General features: G+C 61.5%; 22 protein-coding genes and 1 pseudogene. 9 read left to right on the top strand and 14 right to left on the bottom strand.

Going from position 1 to position 21,070, the window contains the following annotated elements; genetic code table 11:
- Nucleotides 1-229 precede the first annotated feature (229 nt).
- From LPA36_RS14965 to LPA36_RS14950, 4 genes are all read right to left on the bottom strand, one after another.
- Entirely contained in the window at nt 230-532 is a 303-nt protein-coding gene (locus LPA36_RS14965; RefSeq protein WP_228877853.1) for a hypothetical protein, read from the bottom strand.
- Nucleotides 533-655: 123 nt separating this feature from the next.
- Nucleotides 656-913, bottom strand: a complete 258-nt coding sequence (locus LPA36_RS14960; protein ID WP_228877851.1) for a hypothetical protein — start codon at nt 911-913, stop codon at nt 656-658.
- 68 nt (nt 914-981) lie between these two features.
- Complete coding sequence (locus LPA36_RS14955) at nt 982-1,497, bottom strand: CC0125/CC1285 family lipoprotein (protein WP_228877849.1); 516 nt, start codon at nt 1,495-1,497, stop codon at nt 982-984.
- A complete protein-coding gene (locus LPA36_RS14950) occupies nt 1,494-1,694 on the bottom strand; it encodes a BrnA antitoxin family protein (protein WP_228877846.1) in 201 nt (66 codons plus the stop codon). Before LPA36_RS14950 ends, LPA36_RS14955 begins: the two co-directional genes overlap by 4 nt.
- A gap of 678 nt (nt 1,695-2,372) precedes the next feature.
- Here LPA36_RS14950 and LPA36_RS14940 point away from each other — a divergent pair.
- The 3 genes from LPA36_RS14940 to LPA36_RS14930 all read left to right on the top strand — a co-directional run bounded on the left by LPA36_RS14940 (nt 2,373) and on the right by LPA36_RS14930 (nt 4,750).
- Nucleotides 2,373-3,395, top strand: a complete 1,023-nt coding sequence (locus LPA36_RS14940) for a ParA family protein (RefSeq protein WP_228877844.1) — start codon at nt 2,373-2,375, stop codon at nt 3,393-3,395.
- A 51-nt stretch (nt 3,396-3,446) separates the two neighbouring features.
- Nucleotides 3,447-3,650: a hypothetical protein gene (locus LPA36_RS14935; protein ID WP_228877841.1), complete on the top strand. Its 204-nt coding sequence runs from the start codon at nt 3,447-3,449 to the stop codon at nt 3,648-3,650.
- An 857-nt stretch (nt 3,651-4,507) separates the two neighbouring features.
- The gene (locus tag LPA36_RS14930; RefSeq protein ID WP_228877839.1) at nt 4,508-4,750 is read left to right on the top strand and encodes a hypothetical protein; all 243 of its coding nucleotides are present in this window, start codon (nt 4,508-4,510) and stop codon (nt 4,748-4,750) included.
- A 163-nt stretch (nt 4,751-4,913) separates the two neighbouring features.
- Here LPA36_RS14930 and ahpF read toward each other — a convergent pair whose 3' ends face one another.
- Together ahpF and ahpC are read right to left on the bottom strand one after the other, a co-directional pair.
- Complete coding sequence (gene ahpF, locus LPA36_RS14925; protein WP_228877837.1) at nt 4,914-6,506, bottom strand: alkyl hydroperoxide reductase subunit F; 1,593 nt, start codon at nt 6,504-6,506, stop codon at nt 4,914-4,916.
- A 165-nt stretch (nt 6,507-6,671) separates the two neighbouring features.
- Nucleotides 6,672-7,235, bottom strand: a complete 564-nt coding sequence (gene ahpC / locus LPA36_RS14920; protein ID WP_090533782.1) for an alkyl hydroperoxide reductase subunit C — start codon at nt 7,233-7,235, stop codon at nt 6,672-6,674.
- Nucleotides 7,236-7,503: 268 nt separating this feature from the next.
- On the opposite strand from ahpC, the pseudogene LPA36_RS14915 reads away from it, so the two are divergent.
- Together LPA36_RS14915 and LPA36_RS14910 are read left to right on the top strand one after the other, a co-directional pair.
- Nucleotides 7,504-7,927, top strand: a pseudogene (locus LPA36_RS14915) (cupin domain-containing protein).
- Nucleotides 7,928-8,908, top strand: a complete 981-nt coding sequence (locus tag LPA36_RS14910; protein WP_407674288.1) for an aldo/keto reductase — start codon at nt 7,928-7,930, stop codon at nt 8,906-8,908.
- Nucleotides 8,909-8,955: 47 nt separating this feature from the next.
- On the opposite strand, the gene LPA36_RS14905 is transcribed toward LPA36_RS14910, so the two are convergent.
- From LPA36_RS14905 to LPA36_RS14885, 5 genes are all read right to left on the bottom strand, one after another.
- A complete protein-coding gene (locus LPA36_RS14905; protein WP_228877835.1) occupies nt 8,956-9,897 on the bottom strand; it encodes a recombination-associated protein RdgC in 942 nt (313 codons plus the stop codon).
- A gap of 164 nt (nt 9,898-10,061) precedes the next feature.
- Complete coding sequence (locus LPA36_RS14900; RefSeq protein WP_228877831.1) at nt 10,062-10,850, bottom strand: SDR family NAD(P)-dependent oxidoreductase; 789 nt, start codon at nt 10,848-10,850, stop codon at nt 10,062-10,064.
- 49 nt (nt 10,851-10,899) lie between these two features.
- Nucleotides 10,900-11,640, bottom strand: a complete 741-nt coding sequence (locus LPA36_RS14895) for an NAD-dependent epimerase/dehydratase family protein (RefSeq protein ID WP_228877828.1) — start codon at nt 11,638-11,640, stop codon at nt 10,900-10,902.
- 61 nt (nt 11,641-11,701) lie between these two features.
- Complete coding sequence (locus tag LPA36_RS14890; RefSeq protein ID WP_407674286.1) at nt 11,702-12,130, bottom strand: cupin domain-containing protein; 429 nt, start codon at nt 12,128-12,130, stop codon at nt 11,702-11,704.
- A 225-nt stretch (nt 12,131-12,355) separates the two neighbouring features.
- Nucleotides 12,356-13,606: a YbfB/YjiJ family MFS transporter gene (locus LPA36_RS14885; RefSeq protein WP_228877825.1), complete on the bottom strand. Its 1,251-nt coding sequence runs from the start codon at nt 13,604-13,606 to the stop codon at nt 12,356-12,358.
- Nucleotides 13,607-14,104: 498 nt separating this feature from the next.
- Between LPA36_RS14885 and LPA36_RS14880 the strand changes: the two genes are divergently transcribed.
- From LPA36_RS14880 to LPA36_RS14870, 3 genes are all read left to right on the top strand, one after another.
- Nucleotides 14,105-14,752 (top strand): FMN-dependent NADH-azoreductase, encoded by a 648-nt coding sequence (locus LPA36_RS14880; RefSeq protein WP_228877804.1) that lies wholly within the window; start codon nt 14,105-14,107, stop codon nt 14,750-14,752.
- Between the two features lie 244 nt (nt 14,753-14,996).
- Nucleotides 14,997-15,371 carry a cupin domain-containing protein gene (locus LPA36_RS14875; protein ID WP_407674294.1) on the top strand — a complete coding sequence of 125 codons (375 nt, stop codon included), beginning with the start codon at nt 14,997-14,999 and terminating at the stop codon, nt 15,369-15,371.
- A 237-nt stretch (nt 15,372-15,608) separates the two neighbouring features.
- A complete protein-coding gene (locus LPA36_RS14870) occupies nt 15,609-16,094 on the top strand; it encodes a DUF3331 domain-containing protein (RefSeq protein ID WP_228877800.1) in 486 nt (161 codons plus the stop codon).
- A 137-nt stretch (nt 16,095-16,231) separates the two neighbouring features.
- Here LPA36_RS14870 and LPA36_RS14865 read toward each other — a convergent pair whose 3' ends face one another.
- Nucleotides 16,232-16,765 carry an RrF2 family transcriptional regulator gene (locus LPA36_RS14865; protein ID WP_228877799.1) on the bottom strand — a complete coding sequence of 178 codons (534 nt, stop codon included), beginning with the start codon at nt 16,763-16,765 and terminating at the stop codon, nt 16,232-16,234.
- A gap of 468 nt (nt 16,766-17,233) precedes the next feature.
- On the opposite strand from LPA36_RS14865, the gene aspT reads away from it, so the two are divergent.
- Nucleotides 17,234-18,925, top strand: coding sequence for an aspartate-alanine antiporter (gene aspT / locus LPA36_RS14860; protein WP_228877796.1), 1,692 nt, complete (start codon nt 17,234-17,236; stop codon nt 18,923-18,925).
- A 111-nt stretch (nt 18,926-19,036) separates the two neighbouring features.
- Here the strand turns inward: aspT and fabI are convergent, their stop codons facing one another.
- Nucleotides 19,037-19,819, bottom strand: a complete 783-nt coding sequence (gene fabI / locus LPA36_RS14855; RefSeq protein ID WP_228877794.1) for an enoyl-ACP reductase FabI — start codon at nt 19,817-19,819, stop codon at nt 19,037-19,039.
- Between the two features lie 60 nt (nt 19,820-19,879).
- Nucleotides 19,880-21,070 carry an acetate/propionate family kinase gene (locus LPA36_RS14850; RefSeq protein WP_228877791.1) on the bottom strand — a complete coding sequence of 397 codons (1,191 nt, stop codon included), beginning with the start codon at nt 21,068-21,070 and terminating at the stop codon, nt 19,880-19,882.

Below are 21,070 nucleotides of genomic sequence, written 5' to 3'. Positions count from 1 at the left end.
TCAACTCATTCACGGACACGCAAACATGTCGAGAGGTGGTGCGGACGGATGTCCGTCTGGAACCTGGAAGCGGCCATCGCCAACTTGATGACCCGAATGCCAGCAACGGGTCGACCAGGGCCGTTCGCTTCCGCCTGAAGCGAACGGTCGGCAGCTTCAAGCCGTCGTGGGACAATGCCATTACCCAGACAGACGACAACATCGTAGTGAAGGTTTAGACGCAGACGTGTTACACCGCCGTCCTGATGTCGATACTGCCCGGCCAGCTATCGCCCGTGAAGACGAAATACAGCCTGCCGTCATACCTAAAATAAAGGTAGTACCGCTGCACAACACCCCGACCCTGACCGTGGGTCAGCATAAATTCATATGCTCTGCCATCGAGCATCCCCGCGCGCTGCACCTGCCCTCTCACGCGTTGCCAGCTTTCGCCCTTTGGCGTTGTGTCGTAAGCGAAGCACAATTGGTTGTTTAGCGTAATCGGCATGCGCGGGCACGGAGCCCATTCGGGGTGTTCGTAGAAAGGAATCATTCGAATTATTTTTGCTGGTCGGGATTGTCTTTGAAGGGAGTCGCAAGCCCCTGTTCCTGGAGGGCCGCACACGCGAGTGGGCATCCACATGCGTTCTCTTCTCGTGGTATGCGCTACCCGAAATCAACGGATGCGAAACGCCTCAGCTACTTCGCCATCATCTGTGTTCACGAGTTTGTCGTCGCATGCAACGATGCTTGTAGTCGGAAGCCAGAGCGATGTGTCGATCTGGTCCACCGCGTTTATTTGCCACACTGAATTGTTTTCGAGTACGACAAATTCGCCGTCGCCAGCAACCTTGCTGACCCAGTGCCCCGACTCGCATGCAACAGCCCCACCCGCCAGCGTGAATGCGATTGCGAAAAATGCTGCTTGTTTCATAACCTTTTCCTTCCAGCTTATGGTCGGCGCGCCACCCGAGGCGACGCGCGAAGGTGATCGCTCTACGCCTACTTCTGGCCGCGACCGCACGTGACCTCGTACTTTGTTCCGAGCGACTCGCAGATGAATCGGGCGTCATAGACCATCGCCTGGATGTTCGGCTTACCCTGGAAAGCAACGATCGTATTGACCATACTGGGCGCGGTTACCGCAATAACCTGCCCACCATAGGTAGTTGTGTAGGCAGAGCCGTATGCTGTATGTCCAGAGACCGTGGCGGTGCCAGTTGTGTAACTCTGCGTGGGCATGGAGATGTACGACTTGTTCTCGTACGACTTTCCATCGACTATCGCAAAGTGGGTAAAGCCGTGAGAAAGAGTAAGGTCGGCGCTACGCAGCAGAACAAAATCTTCGACCTTGTCGCGCGATGTATATCCGTTGCCCTTGAAAGATACCCTGAACACGTTGGTATCGAGTTGTGTCTCGCTGAAACCGCCGTTCATTCCGCTGGGTTGATATCCAGTCGCACAACCAGCGAGCAGCCCAACGATTGAGAGGGAGGCCACTAAAGATGCCGCGTTCATTTCAAGCTTCCTTTTGTACGCGCATCCTTTGAACGCCGCCTGACGTATGCGCGCAGCACGTCATCGACTCGTGTTTGCCACCCCGCTCCATCGGCCCGAAAGAATTCGATCACTTCGGGTGAGACGCGAATGCCAATCCGGACTTTTGTGGAATCTGCTTTGGGTCTGCCGCGCGGCTTTTGCTGCGGTTCGTTCATGCTCGTTTGCCCACTTGTTTTCCAGCATTTATTGCGGGCACGCGAAAGATTTTTGTAATCTGACAGAATGTCGCAGTGGAAGAGAACTTCAGAATCGCGCGGACCTCGAGCAAGGTCGGCGGCTATGTGATCCGCTCATTGCCGACGCGTGAGACGCTTGTCGCCTCGAAATCCTGCTAAAGCCCGCCCTGACCAATTGCAAGCAAAGTGTAGGGAATGCCATGCTGTGCCGCCCCTCTCGAATGGGGAGGCGAGGCGAAACGCCACATGCGACGCGTCAAACCGGCAGGTGACCTCAGTTGCCCCATCGAACCGCTCGCGGCCATCAAGAGGCATTCGGTTTACATGATCGAATGGCCGAAGTTCAGCGTAGATTCGACGCTGAATATCTGTCCATGTCCTATAAAAAATCCGCTCGATCCCTTCAAACTGGACCGCTCTCGAATATTGGTTGTTGCGTTGCGTTGTGCGCGTTGACGTTGGCCATCGTTGCGGCGTTCTCGAGGGTACCGCCGTTCTTGAGGTACGCGGCGATGCCCGTCGCCCGCAACGTTGGGCGCATACCAAGTCGCAGAGGCGGATTTGCAAACAGGACTTGATGCTGTCAAATTTTGACGATATAGTGTCCTAAATGGACAAAGTAACGTCTTACTTCGACAACGCGAAAGGACCTTCGGTATGGAAATCCGGTATGCTTTTTGGAACAACAAGGGAGGCACCGGGAAAACCAGCCTGGCTTTCCAGTCAATCGTGCGCTATGCGGAGAAATACCCGAAAAAAAGGGTGTTAGCCATCGACGTGTGTCCCCAAGCAAACCTGTCAGAACTGATGCTTGGCGGTCTGAACAGCAAGGGCAGCGAAAAGCTACTGGAACGGCAAGGTCTGGTCCCTCGCTGCAGTGTGGGGGGGTATTTCCAGCTCCGGCTGCCATCACCGTATTCGCCGCCCGTCTTTGACGCTCAAGACTTCATCACCCTCCCGCATGAGTACAACAAGGGGGTTACGAATAACATTCACCTAGTCTGTGGCGATCCGCTGCTCGAGCTGCAGGCGAATGCGGTCAACACTCTCGCCAACAACCAGATTCCCGGCACGAATCCCTGGATTGCGGTTGTTGACTGGCTGAAGGACTTCCTGGCCCAGGTCGAAGATGACTATGACACCGTGTTCCTCGATTGCAACCCCAGCTTTTCTCTCTACACCCAGATCGCACTTGCGGCGGCCGACCGCATCATCTTGCCGGTGATGGCGGACGATTCTTCGCGACGCGCGATCCAGAATGCTTTTTCTCTTATCTATGGACTGAAGCTACCGTCAGAAATCTACGCGGCTTACGCTTTTGCCACGAAACTCAAGGCTGCGGGTCGACCGCTTCCCAAGGTGCATCTGATCGTAAAAAATCGCATCACGCAGTACATGGGAGCCGCATCTGCCTACGCCGCCGTGCTGTCCGCAATCGAGACGGACATCACAAAATTACTGAAGTCGAATCCTGAAATTTTCGGCTTCAAAACGATACCCAAAGGGTTTGTCGAAGTCCGTGACTTCCAGACGACAGGCGTCGTCGCATTCGCAAAGGGACTTCCGTTTTCAAAACTGCAAGTCGGGAAGCAGACCATCAACGGCCACCGCGTACAGGTTAAAGACGAATACCTAGAAAACGCCAAGGTAGCAATGGATGAGCTCGTGTCGCGTCTTTAACGTGTGACGCAACGTGCTGGCCGTTTGCCAGCAAGCCAGGAGGCAGGTGATATGAGTAACAGTCTGTTCATAAACGAAAAAACTTCAGGGTTTACCGTCGAGCCGGCACATACCAGCGTGCCGCTCGCGACTTGCAAGACACAGGCGGAGGCGATTGCTTGGGCAAAGAAAAATCACCCGGCAAGCCCGCTGCATGTTGCTCGCGTCCGGCATCTGAATGACAAACGAATTCCCGACCACTGGCGTAAGGTCTGAGCTGTTTGAGCAATGGTGGCATTCCTTCTATTCGCCCTCAGACCTGGCAAGAACTCGGCAGAGGTCGATAGAAAGCTCTAATCCATTGGGCCTGTCCGCCGCTGATGTATTCAGTCAGTTGGCGGACTCCGTCACTTGCAGGCAACGCGGCGACAGATGCGATGAGCGCCTCGTTTGACGTAAAACCTGTGAGCGTCGACCAGACAATGACCTCAGATCGGGGTCTTCAGTCACACCGATCGGCCTGTATTAGTCAAAGTGGCCGCTTTGGAGCGTGATAATGACATTCGCAAAAATTTGCGGAAGGGCACCAACGGGTCGCCTACGGAAGTTCGGCGCTGGTCGGATGCGGCGAATTACTGCGCTGATCTTTTACTTCCGGATTCGGCCAGGAATCGACGGTCAACGTTGCCGTTTCGAACGCCCCCTCTGTGAAGCCTGCGAAAGCGCTCCGCCTTCGATCAGACTGCGTTGACGAGTCCAAGGTGTTGCAGCGCGGTTACGCCGCCGCCCCCGTTTCTTGCTGCAATACTCGACAAGACCGACACGCGGCTTATGGCGACGATGGTCACTACGCGTGCTGTTTCAGTTGGGCTGAATCACGCCGGGGTAAGCCAGGACGACAAGAAGGTATAGCCGCTTGCGTTAAGTATCAATCTGGTCCGCAGCAATTAGACAGCAAGAATCGGAGTGTCCGCGCCGAACCGCTGCCATATCTTCTCCATGCGATCGCACAGTAGACGAGGTCGACGGACGAAGAATGGTGCGTTCGAATCACATGTATCTTGCGAGCGCCCGATCGTCAATCTGCTTGTCGGCGTAGGGCTCGCCTGACCTTCATTGACTGGAGTCCAACCATGCTGCCATTTCTCTCGCTTCATGCGCTCGCAGCCCAACGCGGCGATGGACTGCGCCCTGAACTGAAGGCGCTGTTCGAACGCCATGCCAGGCTCGCGACCGGTCTCACCGCTGCTATCGAGCCTGTCGAAACAGAGTCTTTTTCGCTAGTGGAAGGCGTTGTCGCCGGCGTTCCCGCGAAGGAGTGCAGTGCCGATGGGTCGTCGGCGAGCGACTCATGCTTCCGCGGAAGCGGACGGTAAGCACGAGCTTCTGAACAACGCAAAACGGGTCGGCAAGCGCCCTCCCCGGAAATCCACGAAAAGCCTGTAAAAAGCCGCTGGCGACGCGACAGCGTCAGCCAGCGGCTTTGGCGGCACGGCGGCAGACCGAAACCTGCCGCGTGCCGTGCGTGCTACGCCGTCATCAGGCGAGCGCGGCTTCCTCGCTATCGATTACCGCTCCTTCTTCGACCGAACTGCGGATTAGATGATCGAACGCGCCGAGCGATGCCTTCGCGCCCTCGCCCACCGCGATCACGATCTGCTTGAACGGCACGGTCGTCACGTCACCGGCTGCGAAGACGCCTGGCACCGACGTCGCGCCCTTCGCGTCGACCACGATCTCGCCGTGCTTCGACAACTCGACCGTGCCCTTCAGCCATTCGGTGTTCGGCACGAGGCCAATCTGCACGAATACGCCTTCGAGTTCCACACGCTTCGGTTCGCCCGAACGCAGGTCGTTGTAGACGAGGCCATTGACCTTCTTGCCGTCGCCGGTGATGTCGGTGGTCTGGGCCTGCGTCACGATCGTCACGTTCCTGAGGCTGCGCAGCTTGCGTTGCAGCACTTCATCAGCGCGCAGTTGCGCGCCGAACTCGATCAACGTGACTTCGCGCACGATGCCGGCCAGATCGATCGCCGCTTCGACGCCCGAGTTGCCGCCGCCGATCACCGCGACGCGCTTGCCCTTGAAGAGCGGCCCGTCGCAATGCGGGCAGTACGCCACGCCGTGATTGCGGTACTCGCGCTCACCCGGCACGTTGATTTCGCGCCACCGCGCACCGGTCGCAAGCACGATCGTCTTCGCTTTCAACACCGCACCGTTCGCAAGACGCACCTCGTGAATGCGTCCCGGAACGAGCGCTTCGGCACGCTGTACGTCCATGATGTCGACTTCGTAGCTCTTCACGTGCTGTTCGAGCGCCGTAGCGAACTGCGGTCCTTCCGTTTCCTTCACCGAAACGAAATTCTCGATCGCAAGTGTATCGAGCACCTGACCACCGAACCGTTCCGCAACAACGCCCGTCACGATGCCCTTGCGCGCCGAGTAGATCGCCGCGGCTGCGCCCGCGGGGCCGCCGCCAACGATCAGCGTATCGAATACGGGCTTCTTCTCCAGTTCCTTCGCCGCGCGTGCGCCTGCACCGCTGTCGAGCTTCGCGAGAATTTCCTTCACGCCGCTACGGCCCTGGCCGAATACTTCGCCGTTCATGAACATCGTCGGCACTGCCATGATCTGACGCGCTTCAACTTCGTTCTGGAACAGCGCGCCGTCGATCGCGACGTGACGGATACGCGGATTGATCAACGCCATCACGTTCAGCGCCTGCACGACTTCCGGGCAGTTCTGGCATGACAGCGAAAAGTACGTTTCAAACTGATAGTCGCCCTCCAGGTTCCGGATCTGTTCGATCACAGGCTCGTCGAGCTTCACCGGATGGCCGCCGACCTGCAGCAGCGCCAGCACCAGCGACGTGAATTCGTGGCCCATCGGAATGCCCGCGAAGCGGATACCGGTGTCCTTGCCAGGCTCGCCGATCGAAAACGACGGCTTGCGCTCCGCGTCGCCGCGATGCTCCGTTACCGACACGCGATCCGACAGCGATGCGATGTCGTTCAGGAGCGCGATCAGTTCCTGCGATTTCGCGCTGTCGTCGAGCGAAGCGATGATCTCGATCGGCCGGCTGACCTTTTCGAGGTAGGTTTTCAACTGGGTCTTGAGATTGGCGTCGAGCATGGTCTTGCGGTTTCCGTGACGAAGATGGCGGGCGGCAAACTGTAGGCGGCGAGCGCGGCTCACAGCGAGCGAAGATAACCGGGCCGCTGCGCGCGTGGACACGCAACGGCCCGCGCAGACTCGCGCCATATCGCGTATGGCGCGTCCTGCGATACAACATGGGCTTTAGATCTTGCCGATCAGATCGAGCGACGGCGTCAGCGTTTCTGCGCCCGGCGTCCACTTGGCGGGGCAGACTTCACCCGGATGCGCCGCGATGTACTGCGCAGCCTGCACCTTGCGCAGCAGTTCGCCTGCGTCGCGGCCAATGCCGTTGTCATGGATTTCGCACAGCTTGATCTCGCCTTCCGGGTTGATCACGAACGTGCCGCGCAGGGCCAGGCCCTCTTCTTCGATCAGCACGTCGAAGTTGCGCGAGATCGCGAGCGTCGGATCGGCGATCATCGGATAGTTGATCTTTTCGATCGTGTCCGACGTGTCGTGCCATGCCTTGTGCGTGAAGTGCGTATCGGTCGACACGCTGTAGATTTCGACGCCGAGCTTCTGGAATTCGGCGTAACGATCGGCCAGATCGCCCAGTTCGGTCGGGCAGACAAACGTGAAGTCGGCCGGGTAGAAGACCACGACGGACCACTTGCCCTTGAACGATTCTTCCGTCACCGGGACGAATTCGCCCTTGTGATAGGCGGTTGCTTTGAACGGTTTAACCTGGCTGTTGATGATAGGCATCGTTGCGTCCTTTTGTTTGCGTGGTGGAGAAAGTGAGTTCATTGTGCCTGGAGTGGATACATAGTTAAAGTTGATTGTATGTATTCATGCGATTTATATTTGCTATTGCACAGGTCAGACATGGGCCAACCCGGCGCCGGGCGTAGAATTTCTCGCTGGAACGTGCGTCGGTGGGGCGTTTTCCCCGGTTGGGCACGCTCTGGCCGGCCGTGCGGGTGCGACACAACCCGGAAACGCGCCCGGAACGCCAATTCCAGCAGGAGCGCACATGAGCGACGCCATTCAGGGCACGATCCGGTCACAGTCCGTCGTCAAGGTCACGCCCGATCGGGAAATCGCGACACAGCAGCGCCTTCCCTACTTCGTAGGACTTTCGGCGCAGTCAGCCGGCACGCGCGGGCTGTCGATGTATCTCATCGCGGTGCCGCCCGGCGGCCACGCGGAACCGCATTCGCATCGCGGCTACGAGACGGGCATCTACGTGCTGGAAGGAACCGTCGAAACGCGCTACGGCCCGGGGCTGCGCGAATCGGTGATTACCGAAGCCGGCGATTTCCTGTTCATTCCCCCCGGGCGTGCCGCATCAGCCGTTCAACCTGAGCGGGACGGCGCCCGCGCGAGCGATCGTCGCGCGCACGCTCGCCGACGAAGCGGAGCAGGTTGTGCCGTACGATCCCTCGGTCGATAGCTGAATGCGGCCGGTTGACCCGATGACGCGGCCCGCTCCCGACCCTGCTTCGCCCGCCGGGCGCCGGGCGGTTCTGCGCAGCGCTGCGGCGCTCGGGTTCGCGGCGCTTTCACCGCTTTCCTCCGTCATGGCGCGGGCGCAAACCTCCTCGACACAGCAACGCATGATGAAACGCGCGATTCCCGGCACGGGCGAACTGCTGCCTGTCGTTGGATGCGGCACCTGGCGCGCATTCGACGTCGGCGACGACGCCGCCGCGCAGACACGCCTTGCCGACGTGTTGCGCGTGCTGTTCGACGCGGGCGGCTCGGTGATCGATTCGTCGCCGATGTATGGCTCGTCCGAAGCGGTCGCCGGCACGTTACTGACGCGCATGTCCGCGCATCAGAAAGCGTTCGTCGCGACCAAGGTATGGACCACGGGCCGCGAAGCGGGCATCGAACAGATGGAAGAATCGATGCGGCGCCTTCAGCAGCCGCGCATCGATCTCATGCAGATCCACAATCTCGTCGACTGGAAAACGCAGCTCGCGACGCTGCGTGACTGGAAAGCGCGCGGCCGGATCCGCTATATCGGCGTGACGCACTACACGTCGAGTGCGTTCGACGAGGTGGAAGCGATTCTGCGGGCCGAGAAAATCGACTTCGTGCAGATCGACTATTCCGCCGACGACCGCAGCGCCGAAACGCGACTGCTGCCGCTCGCGGCGGAGCGTGGCGTCGGCGTCGTGATCAACCAGCCATTTGGTGGCGGCAGTCTGCTTGCCCGGCTGCGTGGTCGCGCGTTACCCGGCTGGGCCGCGGAGATCGGCTGTACGTCGTGGGCGCAGGTGCTGCTCAAGTTCGTGCTGGCGAACCCGGCGGTGACCTGTGTGATTCCCGGAACGGGCCGCCCGGAATACATGATCGACAACGTACATGCCGGGCTCGCGCCGTTTCCGGACGAAGCGTTACGCAAACAGATCGTCGCGGCTGTGGCGGCGTGAAAACGTGGCGTGGGCGACCCCATCACGCGCCCGGTTTCACAGCTCAATCAGGCCGCGACCGCCTGCAGCATTGCGGCGTCGCTGTGTTCGCCGCCCAGCGCGTCGGTGAGGTCCGTGAACATCTGCGCGAGTTCGCCCGTCATCAGCGCGAAGTCGGAATCGAAGCGTTCGTCGTCGTTCGGCGCGGTCGGGTCCGATGCCTCCTTCACGACGTCGAGCGGCGTGACGCGCTTGATTACGAGCGAAGGCGTCATCACAAATGAAATGCGATCGTTCCACGTCATCGCGAGACGCATGCACTGCTTGCCTGCCTCGATGTGACGACGCATGTCGTCGGCTTCTAGCGCATGACCAACGTAGCGCACCGTCGCGTTGCCCTCGCCCGTCGAGCGCAGTTCGGCGTCCTGGTCGACCGTGAAGCCGCCGGGCGCGTCGCCCGACAGCAGCCATTCGGTCATCGCCGCAACCGGCGAAAGCGTGACGCGCACGCTCGCGAGCGGCAATCCGTCGATGGATTTGACGAGCAGGCTGCGCACGTCGTCGGCGAGCGCCTGTGCGGCGGCGTCGATGACGAGCCAGCCGTTGGCCGTATCGATCCACACGCGCGTATCGCGACGGATGCTGAAGGCACGCGGTAGCAGTTCGTCCGTGACCTGCTCCTTGATCTCCTTCATCTGCTTGCGGCCTGGCTTGTAGCCCTGCTGCTCCTCGATCTCGAGCGCACGCGCCTTCGTGACCTGATTCACGACCGACGCCGGCAGCAACTTCTTTTCCGAACGAAACGTGAGCAGCATCTGCCGATGATTCGCGTAGACGAGCGGACCGGACTCGCCGTCGCCCGTGCTGCGCGGAGGCGCCCAGCCGTGGCGCTGCATCTCGACGCTGCTGCCTGGCTGGAACGCGTGCGGCGCGAGCGCGTCTTCGAGTTGCTCAGCAGTGATGGACCACGGGGAAGAAAGACGGTGAAGCTGAAGGTTCTTGAACCACATGTGGATGCGCCCGGCAAAGGGCAAGATTCTATACGAGCGCGTGCGCTTCACGCGTCAATCTCATCGGGCGTAGCTCCGTTTGCAGCGTCTCAACAAAAATGGGCGCTCTTTTGAGCGCCCATTTCGTTACGACGTGTATCGCGAACAGCAGCTAAAACAATCGCCTAGAACGCCGATCTCACGACACCGCCATCGACGCGCAGCGCCGCGCCATTCGTCGCCGCGGATGCTTCCGAGCATACATACACCACCATGTTCGCGACTTCTTCCGGCGTGGTGAAACGCTTGAGCAACGAAGTCGGACGCCCGGTTTCGAAGAATTCCTTCTCGAACTCCTTGAGCGATTTTCCGGCCGCGAGCTTCGTCGCGAATTCAGTGACACCATCCGAACTCGTCGGTCCCGGCAACACTGCGTTCACGGTCACGCCGGTTCCCGCGCAACTCTCCGCAATGCCGCGCGAGAGGCCGAGCTGGGCCGTCTTCGTCACGCCGTAGTGAATCATCTCGACCGGAATCTGGACGCCGCTTTCGCTGCTGATAAAGACAATGCGTCCCCAGTTCTTCTGTTTCATCTTCGGCAGATAGGCACGCGAGAGCCGTACGCCCGACATCACGTTCGTGTCGAAGAAATGCTGCCAGTCTTCGTCGGGAATCTCCTCGAACGGCTTCGGATCGAAGATGCCGAGGTTGTTCACGAGCACGTCGACGGCAGGATGCTTTTCGACGAGCGTCGCAATCTGCTTCGGGTCGGCGAGATTGCCGGCGAAGCCTTCGCCATGCGCATCGGGAACCTGGGCGCGCAGCTTTGCGAGCGCCTCGTCCACAGATTGCTGCGAGCGCCCGTTGACGATCACACGCGCGCCTTCGCGGGCGAGACCGGTAGCAATGGCAAACCCGATACCTTTGGTTGAGCCGGTAACGAGTGCGAGTTTGTCCTTGAGATGAAGATCCATCGAAACAATTCCTCCAGAAAAATTCGGGCGCATTCGCGCGGTGCACAGATCATGTGCGGATCAGGCGCGCCATGCGCCAGTCGGGGTCCCATCCTAACGCTGCCGCCGCTTTTTCGCTCGTGACAGTCCCATCGGTTTCCGCCACGTTGTAGATACCTGGCGGGCCTCTCGTCACTGCAAGGTACGCTGCGTGCGCTGCGGCTTCGACGTGCAGCGGCGCGTGACCCGTCGCGATGTCGAAGCCCGTGCGGGGGCCGTACAGACCACCGTAGCGCAGCACGATACCTTCGACGGGCGCGGCCAGCACCTGCGTCTCCAGGCTCGCAACGCCACGCGCCGTGAGTGCCCATTCATCGTCGCCTGTCACTGCGAGCGGATCTTCCTCGCGATAAGGCATCGTGCCGGCCGCGTAGACGAACGCGATGCTCTGCGCGACAAGCCGGCGCGCGCCCGCCTTCACCGCCGCCGCGACGAGATTGCGCGTGCCCTCGTCGCGCAGCCGTGCGTTGCGCACGAGCGCTTCGCCCATTCTGTCCGGATCCAGCCCGGCCGGCAGATCGGTCAGTTGATGGATGACGACGTCGGGGCCTGCCCCGATCACGGCCGCTTCAAGTTTCGCGCGATCGAAGACATCGACGACCACAGGTTCGACGCCCATGTCCACCAGCATCTGCTGCTTGCTCGCCGAGCGGGTCGTGCCGGCAACCTGCCAGCCGTCCGCAATCAGCATCGGAGCGAGGCATCGACCAATCGCGCCCGTTGCGCCCGCCAGAAAAATCCGTTTGCTCATGATTCACCCGTGCAATGAAGGCTCGCCCGCGCGACTGCCGTTCGACGCGGAAACCGCGGCGTCACTTCTTGTCGAAATGGACGAGGTTCTTCTCTTTCGTATCCGCGATGAAAATGGCAAGCAGCTTTGCGGGTTCAGTATCGCTCGCGTTTTCGCTGATCGTGTGATGAACGTCCGGGGCTTCGGTCCACGTTTCGCCCGCGTGATACACCTTCGATTCGCCGTTGTTCACCTGGCTGCGGATCGCGCCCGCCAGCACGTAGCCGACGACGAACGCCTTGCCGTGGCGGTGCGGCACCGATTTGCCACCCGGCGCGTAGTCGACGACGAGCGCAGTGATGGTCTTGCCGGGCACGTTCGGCAACGCGTAAGCGAACGCGGGGGCAATCGTTTCGTGCGGCGCCTCGCCTGCGGCGAACGCCGCGGGCGCTGCAGCAAGCATCGACAGGGCCAGCAATGCTGCGATGCGAAGGGGCATACGGAGGCTCATGGCGGGTTCCTTTAGCGGCGCGGCATGAGCGTCGAAGACCTGTCTGCCGGACCGGTACGTTCATCAGGGAGCCGCAGGTTAACACCGCTCTCGCAGGGTTTTCAACGTAGGGGTCACATTGCAGGAATCGCCTGGCGCCGATGCAGCACATACGGGACCGAACCGCGAATGAGCCTGCGCCACGGGTGGCAACGACGCGTCAATACGCCGTCGCCATCGTTGGCGTTATTGCAATGCACCCGCCCGTGCGCCCTGATCACGCGACTGACGCGCAAAAAACGGCACGACGAAATCGACGCCGAGCGCGATCACAAGCGCAACCGCACCCATCACAAACAGCAGACGATGGTTGCCGCCGCTGCCGTTGAAAATCGCCGAGTACGCGTAGCCGGCGAGCGCCTGGAACGCGGCGAACGCGGTCGTCGCGCGACTCCAGATCACGTTCTGCTTCGCGGCGTCGCCCGGCACTGTTTCATGCACACGGGCCAGCACGAGCGGAACGATGCCCGGCGGGAACGTGCCGATCACGACCGTCATCAGAGCGATCACCACGTGATTGCTCGAGAGCGCAAGCCACGCTACCGCAACGGCCTGCACGAGCACGAGCACGCGCAGCGCGGGACGTGAACCGAGGCGGTCCGCGAAAACGCCATACGCGGGCGGCCCGAAGATCGCACCAACGCCATACAGGATCCAGAACAGCGACCCGACGCGCGCCCCTGCACCGAGCCCTCTGGCGATGAAGTCGACGAGAAACACCATCGTCGGTACGAGGCCGATCGCCATCAACGCATATTCGGCGTACAGCGCCTTGATCTGTGCACCGGACGCGACAGACGCGGCGCCGGATGCGGCCGCCTGAGCGGGCTTTGCAGCGGGCGCTTCCGTCGTCGGCCAGCCCGTCCAGCTGGCGGCAGTCAGCACGGCGGATACCACCGCGAGGCCGATCCACGCGTCGCGCAGGCCGAGCTTCAGCAGCAGCGGCACAAGCGTGCCCGACGCAGCAATGCCAAGCCCAAGCCCGAGGAACACCGCGCCACTCGCGAGACCCTTGCGGTCGCCCGGCACGTGCGGCAACACGGTGGCCGCGACGAGCACCATGATCGCGCCGCCCGCGATCCCGGACATCAGACGCCACGCGAAAAACCAGCCCACCGAAACCGGAAACGCACACGCCAGAAACGCCAGCGTGACCAGCACCTTCATGCCGCGCAGCGTATGGGCGTTCGACACGCGGCTTCCCAACGGCCGCCCGATCAGCGCGCCGACCAGATAGCCGGCGAGATTCGCCGCACCGAGGTAGACGACATCAGACGCTGAGAACCAGTGCGCCTGGATCAGCGAAGGAATCAAAGGGGTGTACGCGAACCGCGCAAGGCCGATGCTGATGAGACTCGCACTCAGGCCCGCAAAAATATGCCGCCAGATCGCGGCGTTACTTGCCGCGGACGGCGCTTCGAGGGTTGGACTGGACATGCTTCGGGTTCTCCGCAAAAAGACTTCACGACATGCAGACGCATTCAAAAAAAGACGGGACGTCACCGCGTCCCGATTCTTGACACGAATGACAATATTCGGATGCTATTAATCATTGACATTCGTGTCAATGATTGATTTGCGAACACTGTGTTGACCAAAACACGCAAGTGAGTTGATTCGCACGTCTTCACGCGTCTTGCCTGCTAACCCGAAGCGCCCGCCGTACAAGGCGTTGCGCGTATTCCGCTGTTTCCTTGCCCGCTGTCTGAACGCGTCCTGCTACCGCCGCCTGCGACGCCCCTGCCTTGCAACGCTGCGCAAAAGTGTTTATTCTTTAACTACGATATGTTGAGTCGTAGTTGAGACGATTCATCAGACACATGCTTCCGGGCTGCCTGCGCAGGCGGCATGTGTGCCGATCCAGTCGCTTCAGGCTCGCCAGAGAACCTCGTTCGATCTGCGGAGCCACACACACATTTGATATGGAGAGCAGAAATGAAGGTGATGCATGTCGATTCGAGCGCGAAACGCGAAACGTCGAACTCACGGGCGCTCGCCCGACACTTCATCGATGAACTGCGCGCGCAGGGTGTCGATGTCGAAGTGGACTATCTGGATCTGACGGTCAATACGCCGCGTCATGTCGACGAAGCGTTTGCGATTGCGACGTACCGCCCCGCCGAAGAGCGCACGGCTGAAATGAAGATCACGCTCGCCGCATCCGACGCGCTGTGCAAGCGCCTCTTCGAAGCCGACGCGTTTGTATTCGCGATGCCGATGTACAACTGGTCGATGCCATCGGTCTTCAAGGCATTCGTCGACAGCGTGACGCGCCCCGGCCTCACGTATCTCGCACAGCCGGACGGCCGCATCGTCGGTCAGCTCAATCGTCAGAAGACGCTTTTCATCACCACGCGCGGCGCGGATCTGCGTCCCGGCGGCATGTTCGCCTCGATGGATGCATTGACGCCCGCGCTCAAGGCGGCCTTCGGTTTTATCGGCGTGGCCGAGCCCACTTTCGTCGACGCACAGCCGCTGCAGTTCTCCGATCAGGAGGCCCGCGCGGCCGCGCTCGCGCGTGCGAAAACCGAGCTGTCGGAAGTCGCGGTGCAGTGGGCCGTTCATGAGACCGTCGCTGCCTGAGCGATTTGTGAGGCCTGCAAAGCATGCGATCCGTGGATCCGTGCCCCCACGCAAACGCGCAGGCCTTTCTGCCCGGTTCGCGCGAGCCGGGCGATTCGATCAACACACCTGTGACTGACAGGAAACGGCGGACGTCCACCCGATGCCGTCTGGACCGTTGCACCCTTTTTCTGACTGGAGAAACAGCATGAGCACCTTGAAAATGATCCTGGCTTCCACCGTTGTCGCGCTTGCCACGTCGGTGATGCCGCCGCTTGTTCACGCGCACGGCACCGACGACGGCCGCGACAACATCACGCCAGCCTTCCGGACCGTGATCGCAAATGTGCCGGGCAAGACGATGACGGCGATCGTGGTCGATTACAAGCCGGGCCAGAAGTCGCCGTCGCATCGACACGGCCAGGCGTTTGTCGTGGGCTACGTGCTGTCGGGGGCGATCCGCAGCCAGCTGAACGATGGCGAAAGCCGCGTGTATCACGCAGGCGAAAGCTGGACCGAGGTGCCGGGCGTGCATCACACGGTCAGCGAAAACGCGAGCACGACCGAGCCCGCGAAGCTGCTCGCGATCTTCGTCGCCGACGACAGCGACAAGGATCTCGTCACGTGGGACAAGCATTAAGCGTCGCGCGCTACACGAAAACAAAGCCGCCGGCGTCTGTGCGACGGCGGCCCCAGATATATCCAGCGTCTGACGGAACAAAAGCCGGATTAAAGACGGGCGTTAACAACGCTTAACTTGTTTCGGGCTCCTGTAACGACAAAGATGAAAGCACGGAAAGTTGCGACTCCTGACACGCCGCATCGTGATTGCGTCAGCACCTGTCCGACTTCGCCAATCATCTAACGAAGGTGGAACATGACGCGCAATCTCGAACCCGATGTTTTTCAGTGGACGCTCGCATGGCTTTCGGCACCGGCGCACGACGAAGGCGAACGCACGCAAAAGGTGCGGGCGGTGAGGAAGAAGAAGTTTCGACTGACAAAACGGCTGCTCTCGGACAACAACGCTCTGCCTGATGAAGCGTTGCCGCCGGAAGCGCTGCGCGCCCATGTGACGATTCTCGACCAGCCTTCGTCGAAGACGTTGAGCGTCTGCTGGAGCGACCCGACGTCGGGCTACTACGGCGACCAGATCTGGCGCATCGGCCTCGCGCGACAGGCTTCGTTCTGCGTGCTGTCGGGCCGCCCGATCCGGTACGGCGACGCCGTATTCCGTCCACGCTCATGCGACATCCACTGTCCGGCAAACCGCGACCGCATGATTCTTGCTGCGGCCGTGCCGGCCTGGTCCCCCGAACGAGAACACGAATCCGAAGAGGAAGAAGCCGGCGCGCTGGCGTGAAGCGTGCGCCGCCCTTGCCTTCGCGTTTGAGTCTGTTTTCGCGTTGAACGCCGGCCTTGCGAGGCCGGCTTTTTCCTTGCTGCGGATGAAGCGGGCCTGCTCATGCCGCAGGCGCGAGGCAGCCCTCCACGCCGCGTCTACTCCGCGCTGCTCCGGTCACGCCGGCGGTTCGCAGCCCGGTCATCGAGCCATCGCACGACGTGCGTGCCATAACTGCGCGGCGCTTTGGCTGCCGTACGCATCGCAAGGTCCCTGAGCGTGTGACCGGCCAGCGTTTCGCGCATGTGCCGCTCCGCACTTTGCATCACGGCGTGAATCGAACACACACCGTTTGTCGCCCACGCGGGCGGCTCGTCTTCGAATACGGCACAACGGCCGCGTATTTCGCGGCAATCGAACAGCGCCTTGTCGCCATCGATAGCGATCACAACGTCGAGCACCGATATCTTTTCGGCCGGGCGAGCAAGCGCAAAGCCGCCCCGCGCGCCTTCGGTCGCGACCACGAGACCCGCCTTGTGCAGCTTCGTGAAAAGTTTCGCGACGTAGTCCGCGGGCACGCCCTGCAGCTCGGCCAGATCGCGAACGCTCGCTTCGGGAACGCCAGGCGCTGGCTCCGTCAAATAGATCAGGCAATGCAGGCCGTATTCGACGCCCGTGCTGATGTGAGACATACTCCACTCCGACATATCGTATCGGAGTTAAGGGTACGCGGTTTTGGTGTGTTTATCAACGCGAGGGCGGGCATGCGGCCTCGATTGCGATGCAACGTGGCGGCGCGCGCGAGTCGCGCCGACATGGCACGGCGTGTTGACGGATGCGCTTGCCACCCGAGACCCGAACCGGAAAATGAATCAGAAGCCGTACTGGTTGCAGAATCGGAAATTCTGATAAGGAAATCGGAATAAAAAGGGATCACCGCCCGAAAATTCGAGTGCCGCCCCGGAGTATGTAACGGGCGTTTCAAAAGCAATGGCTTTTTGCGTTGTATATCCTAGACTGATAGCGAAAATCGCTTTTCCCGTTTACAGCGATTTTGTCTCAACTGGCCGTCGCACCGAGGGCGACGGGATGCTTTCGCCAGAGCCGTAACGCGCTTTTAATATTCCTCTTACATCGTTCAATGCCGATAAGGAGTGCGTATGTCCTGGTTCACCGCAACATTGCGCAGTTATCCGGAAATCGCCATCTTTCTTTCACTGGGCGTCGGATATTGGGTCGGGGGCAAGAGTTATCGCGGGTTTAGCCTCGGCGCGGTCACGGCGACACTGCTCGCCGCCATCGCAATTGGACAACTGGGCATCACGGTCTCGTCCAACGTCAAATCAGTGTTCTTCCTGATGTTCCTGTTCGCCGTCGGCTATGGCGTGGGACCGCAGTTCGTCCGGGGCATCGCCAAAGACGGGCTGCCACAGGCCATCTTCTCGGTCGTTCAGTGCGTGCTGTGTCTCGCGGCACCCTTCGCTGCGGCCAAGATCGCGGGCTATACGGTCGGGTCCGCCGCGGGGTTGCTCGCCGGTTCGCAGACGATCTCGGCGTCGATGGGTCTTGCTACCGACGCCATCAACCGCATGGGCCTCGCTCCCGACCAGACGAAGGAACTGCTGGACGCGATGCCAACTGCATATGCAGTCACGTACATATTCGGGACGATCGGCTCGGCGCTGATTCTCGCGATGCTCGGTCCGAAGCTGCTCGGCATCAATCTGGAAGCGGCGTGCAAGGAATATGAGGCGCAGTTCGCCGGCGAGAAAGAGCTGGGCGGCCTGAGTCAGGCGTGGCACATGTTCGAGTGGCGCGCCTATCGCATCCCGGAAGGCGGTCCGGTCGTCGGCCTGACGGTCGGCAAGGCGGAGGCGAGCGCACCCGAAGGCACGCGGCTTTACATCGAGCGTATCCGGCGCGGCGGGGTCGTACAGGAGGCGAAGGTGGACGACGTGCTGCAGGCGGGCGACATCGTCGCGATCGCCGGGCGCCGCGAGCAGCTCGTGCAGGTGCTCGGGCCGCGCGGCGCCGAAGTGGACGATCCCGAACTGCTCGCGGTGCCGGCCGAAGGCGTCGATGTGTACATCACATCGAAGGAAGTGGACGGCAAGACGCTCACCGAACTCGCGCGACTCCCCGCTGCGCGCGGCGTCTTTCTGCGCAAGATCAAGCGCGGCGCCACGGAAACGCAGATCCCCGTGCTTCCCAATACGAAGCTGCATCGCGGCGACACGGTGACGCTCATCGGGCGCACGCAGGACACCACGGCGGCCGCGAAAACGCTCGGCGTGCTGGACCGCCCGACCACCGCCGCGGACATCGCGCTCATGAGTCTCGCCATCACAGCCGGCGCGCTGATCGGCGCAATCGTCATCAAGATCGGCGCGGTGCCGATCACGCTGTCGACGGCAGGCGGCGCACTGATCGCCGGCATCATCTTCGGCTGGTTCCGGGCGATCCACCCGACGTTCGGCCGCATTCCGGAGCCGACGATCTGGTTCATGAACTCCGTCGGGCTGAACGTGTTCATCGCGGTGGTCGGCATCACCGCCGGGCCCGGCTTCGTGAAAGGCCTGCAGCAACTGGGCGCCAGCCTCTTTGTTTGGGGGATTGTCGCGACCACCGTGCCGCTCATCATCGGCATGTACATCGCGAAATACGTCTTCAAGTTCCATCCGGCGCTGCTGCTCGGCATCTGCGCGGGGTCACGGACGACCACCGCCGCGCTCGGCATGATCTGCGACGCCGCGAAAAGCCAGGTGCCAGGCCTCGGCTACACGGTCACCTACGCGGTCGGCAACACGCTACTGACGATCTGGGGGATGGTCATCGTCATGCTGCTGACATGACCGCCGCAAAATCCGGTTGATGAAATGGAGTCCAATGTCCCGGCGCCCTGCCGGGACATTCGTTTCAGGCGACGCGTAACCCCGGATTGCCGGGCAGCCCTACGGCGCGGCTCACGCCATGATGTGCACGCCGCCATCGACGTAAAGCGTTTCTCCCGAAAGCCGCCGCGCGTACGGCGTCGCGAGGAACGCGCAGGCAAAGCCGACATCCATGATATCGACGAGCGCGCCAAGCGGCGCGCGCTGGGCAGCCTCGTTCAGCAGCAGGTCGAAATCCTTCAGGCCCGAAGCGGCGCGTGTCTTCAAGGGTCCCGGCGAAACCGGATGCACGCGGATGCCCTGCGGCCCCAGTTCGTATGCCAGATAGCGGGCCGACGCTTCGAGCGCGGCCTTTACCGGACCCATCACGTTGTAGTTCGGCACGACCTTGTTCGCGCCGTAGTAACTCATCGTGAACATCGTGCCGCCGTCCTTCATGAGCGGCGCGGCCATGCGCGCCATGCGGATGAACGAATGGCACGAAATATCCATCGCCTTCGCAAAACCTTCCGCCGAGCAGTTCAGGAGGCCGCCCTGCAGGTCGTCCTTCGGCGCCCATGCGATCGAGTGCACGAGCACGTCGAGCTTGCCCCACACCGACTCGATCCCGGCGAATACGGCTTCGAGATCGCCCGGCTTCGAGACGTCCAGCGGCATGAAGATGGGCGCTTCGAGCTGCTGCGCGAGCGGCTCGACATAACCGCGCGTCTTTTCGTCGGCGTAGGTGATCGCGATGCTTGCGCCGAGTTCGCGAAATGCCTTCGCACAACCGTATGCAATCGAATGCTCGTTGGCCATGCCGCACACCAGCACCTTCGTGCCTTCGAGGATCGGGCGAACAGTAGCGTCGGTCATCGTCAAACTCCAGTCACGGTGGAGATTCAGGCTGGCGGCGGCGCACGCGCCCCGCTCTCTTCAGCGATGCGTGGCGCCGACGGTTTCGAGCGTATGACGCGCAATCATCGCTTCCTCGTTCGTGGGGATCACCCACGCGCGGGTTCTGCTGTCCGCTGTGCTGATGCATGGACCGCCCGCCGCGTTGGCCCGCGGATCGAGCGTGACGCCGAGCCACTGCGCGTCGCGGCACACGCGCTCGCGGATCACCGCGGCGTGTTCGCCAATGCCGGCAGTAAAGACGAGCGCATCGAGCCCGTTCAGCGCGGCGGCGAGCGCACCCAGTTCCCGGCCGATGCGATAGACGAACAGGTCGACCGCGAATTGCGCGCGCGGCTCGTCGCTCGCAAGCAGCGCGCGCATGTCGCTCGATACACCGGATACGCCCAGCAGCCCGGACTTCCTGTAGATGAGGTCTTCGATCCCGCGCGCGTCCATGCCGAGTTCGTCGACCAGATACAGGATCACGCCCGGATCGAGACTGCCGCAGCGCGTGCCCATCGGCAATCCGTCCACGGCGGTAAAACCCATCGTGCTCGCAACGCTGCGGCCACCCGCGATCGCGCACATGCTGCAGCCGTTGCCAAGATGCGCGACGACGGTGCGCCCGGTGGCAGCCTGCGGATCGTATTCGCCGAGGACGCCCGCGATGTATTCGTACGAGAGCCCGTGAAAGCCGTAACGTCGCACGCCGAGACCGGTGATCGAAGGCGGCAGCGCGAATGCCTGCGCCAGTTCGGGCTGCGCGCGATGAAACGCGGTATCGAAGCACACGACCTGCGGCAGGTCCGGCCGCAGCGCGGCAAAGCTCCGGACCGGCGAGAGATTGTGAGGCTGGTGCAGCGGCGCAAGCGGACACAGGCTCTCGAGCGCGGCGATGACGTCCGGCGTGACGAGCGCGGCCTTATCAAAGCGCATTCCGCCGTGCACGACCCGATGCCCCACCGCGACAAGCCGGTGATTGTCGCGATGCGCGCGGAGATAGTCGATGAGGTAGGCGATCGCGCCGTCGTGGCCCAGTTTCGTATGCTCCGGCCAGGTGTTCGAGCCCGCGTCCTCGCCGTGCGCATCGTGCGCCATGAAATGCGGCGCCGTGAAAAGGCCTTCGATCTGGCCGGACAGCAGCAATGGAAGACTGCGTGCGTCCGCTTCGAAGACGCTGAACTTGATGCTTGACGAACCCGCGTTCAGGACAAGGATCAGATCGGCCAC

Origin of the sequence: Paraburkholderia saeva, from assembly GCF_907164555.1 — a bacterium.
Classification (GTDB): domain Bacteria; phylum Pseudomonadota; class Gammaproteobacteria; order Burkholderiales; family Burkholderiaceae; genus Paraburkholderia; species Paraburkholderia saeva.
The sequence above is the reverse complement of the archived record's forward strand: the minus strand, read 5'-3'. Positions and strand labels throughout refer to the sequence as shown.

Excerpts from the sequence above, each read along its gene's own strand:
- LPA36_RS14965 (WP_228877853.1), bottom strand. The coding sequence starts at position 532 with ATGATTCCTTTCTACGAACACCCCGAATGGGCTCCGTGCCCGCGCATG.
- LPA36_RS14960 (WP_228877851.1), bottom strand. The coding sequence starts at position 913 with ATGAAACAAGCAGCATTTTTCGCAATCGCATTCACGCTGGCGGGTGGG.
- LPA36_RS14955 (WP_228877849.1), bottom strand. The coding sequence starts at position 1,497 with ATGAACGCGGCATCTTTAGTGGCCTCCCTCTCAATCGTTGGGCTGCTC.
- LPA36_RS14950 (WP_228877846.1), bottom strand. The coding sequence starts at position 1,694 with ATGAACGAACCGCAGCAAAAGCCGCGCGGCAGACCCAAAGCAGATTCC.
- LPA36_RS14940 (WP_228877844.1), top strand. The coding sequence starts at position 2,373 with ATGGAAATCCGGTATGCTTTTTGGAACAACAAGGGAGGCACCGGGAAA.
- LPA36_RS14935 (WP_228877841.1), top strand. The coding sequence starts at position 3,447 with ATGAGTAACAGTCTGTTCATAAACGAAAAAACTTCAGGGTTTACCGTC.
- LPA36_RS14930 (WP_228877839.1), top strand. The coding sequence starts at position 4,508 with ATGCTGCCATTTCTCTCGCTTCATGCGCTCGCAGCCCAACGCGGCGAT.
- ahpF (WP_228877837.1), bottom strand. The coding sequence starts at position 6,506 with ATGCTCGACGCCAATCTCAAGACCCAGTTGAAAACCTACCTCGAAAAG.
- ahpC (WP_090533782.1), bottom strand. The coding sequence starts at position 7,235 with ATGCCTATCATCAACAGCCAGGTTAAACCGTTCAAAGCAACCGCCTAT.
- LPA36_RS14910 (WP_407674288.1), top strand. The coding sequence starts at position 7,928 with ATGCGGCCGGTTGACCCGATGACGCGGCCCGCTCCCGACCCTGCTTCG.
- LPA36_RS14905 (WP_228877835.1), bottom strand. The coding sequence starts at position 9,897 with ATGTGGTTCAAGAACCTTCAGCTTCACCGTCTTTCTTCCCCGTGGTCC.
- LPA36_RS14900 (WP_228877831.1), bottom strand. The coding sequence starts at position 10,850 with ATGGATCTTCATCTCAAGGACAAACTCGCACTCGTTACCGGCTCAACC.
- LPA36_RS14895 (WP_228877828.1), bottom strand. The coding sequence starts at position 11,640 with ATGAGCAAACGGATTTTTCTGGCGGGCGCAACGGGCGCGATTGGTCGA.
- LPA36_RS14890 (WP_407674286.1), bottom strand. The coding sequence starts at position 12,130 with ATGAGCCTCCGTATGCCCCTTCGCATCGCAGCATTGCTGGCCCTGTCG.
- LPA36_RS14885 (WP_228877825.1), bottom strand. The coding sequence starts at position 13,606 with ATGTCCAGTCCAACCCTCGAAGCGCCGTCCGCGGCAAGTAACGCCGCG.
- LPA36_RS14880 (WP_228877804.1), top strand. The coding sequence starts at position 14,105 with ATGAAGGTGATGCATGTCGATTCGAGCGCGAAACGCGAAACGTCGAAC.
- LPA36_RS14875 (WP_407674294.1), top strand. The coding sequence starts at position 14,997 with ATGCCGCCGCTTGTTCACGCGCACGGCACCGACGACGGCCGCGACAAC.
- LPA36_RS14870 (WP_228877800.1), top strand. The coding sequence starts at position 15,609 with ATGACGCGCAATCTCGAACCCGATGTTTTTCAGTGGACGCTCGCATGG.
- LPA36_RS14865 (WP_228877799.1), bottom strand. The coding sequence starts at position 16,765 with ATGTCTCACATCAGCACGGGCGTCGAATACGGCCTGCATTGCCTGATC.
- aspT (WP_228877796.1), top strand. The coding sequence starts at position 17,234 with ATGTCCTGGTTCACCGCAACATTGCGCAGTTATCCGGAAATCGCCATC.
- fabI (WP_228877794.1), bottom strand. The coding sequence starts at position 19,819 with ATGACCGACGCTACTGTTCGCCCGATCCTCGAAGGCACGAAGGTGCTG.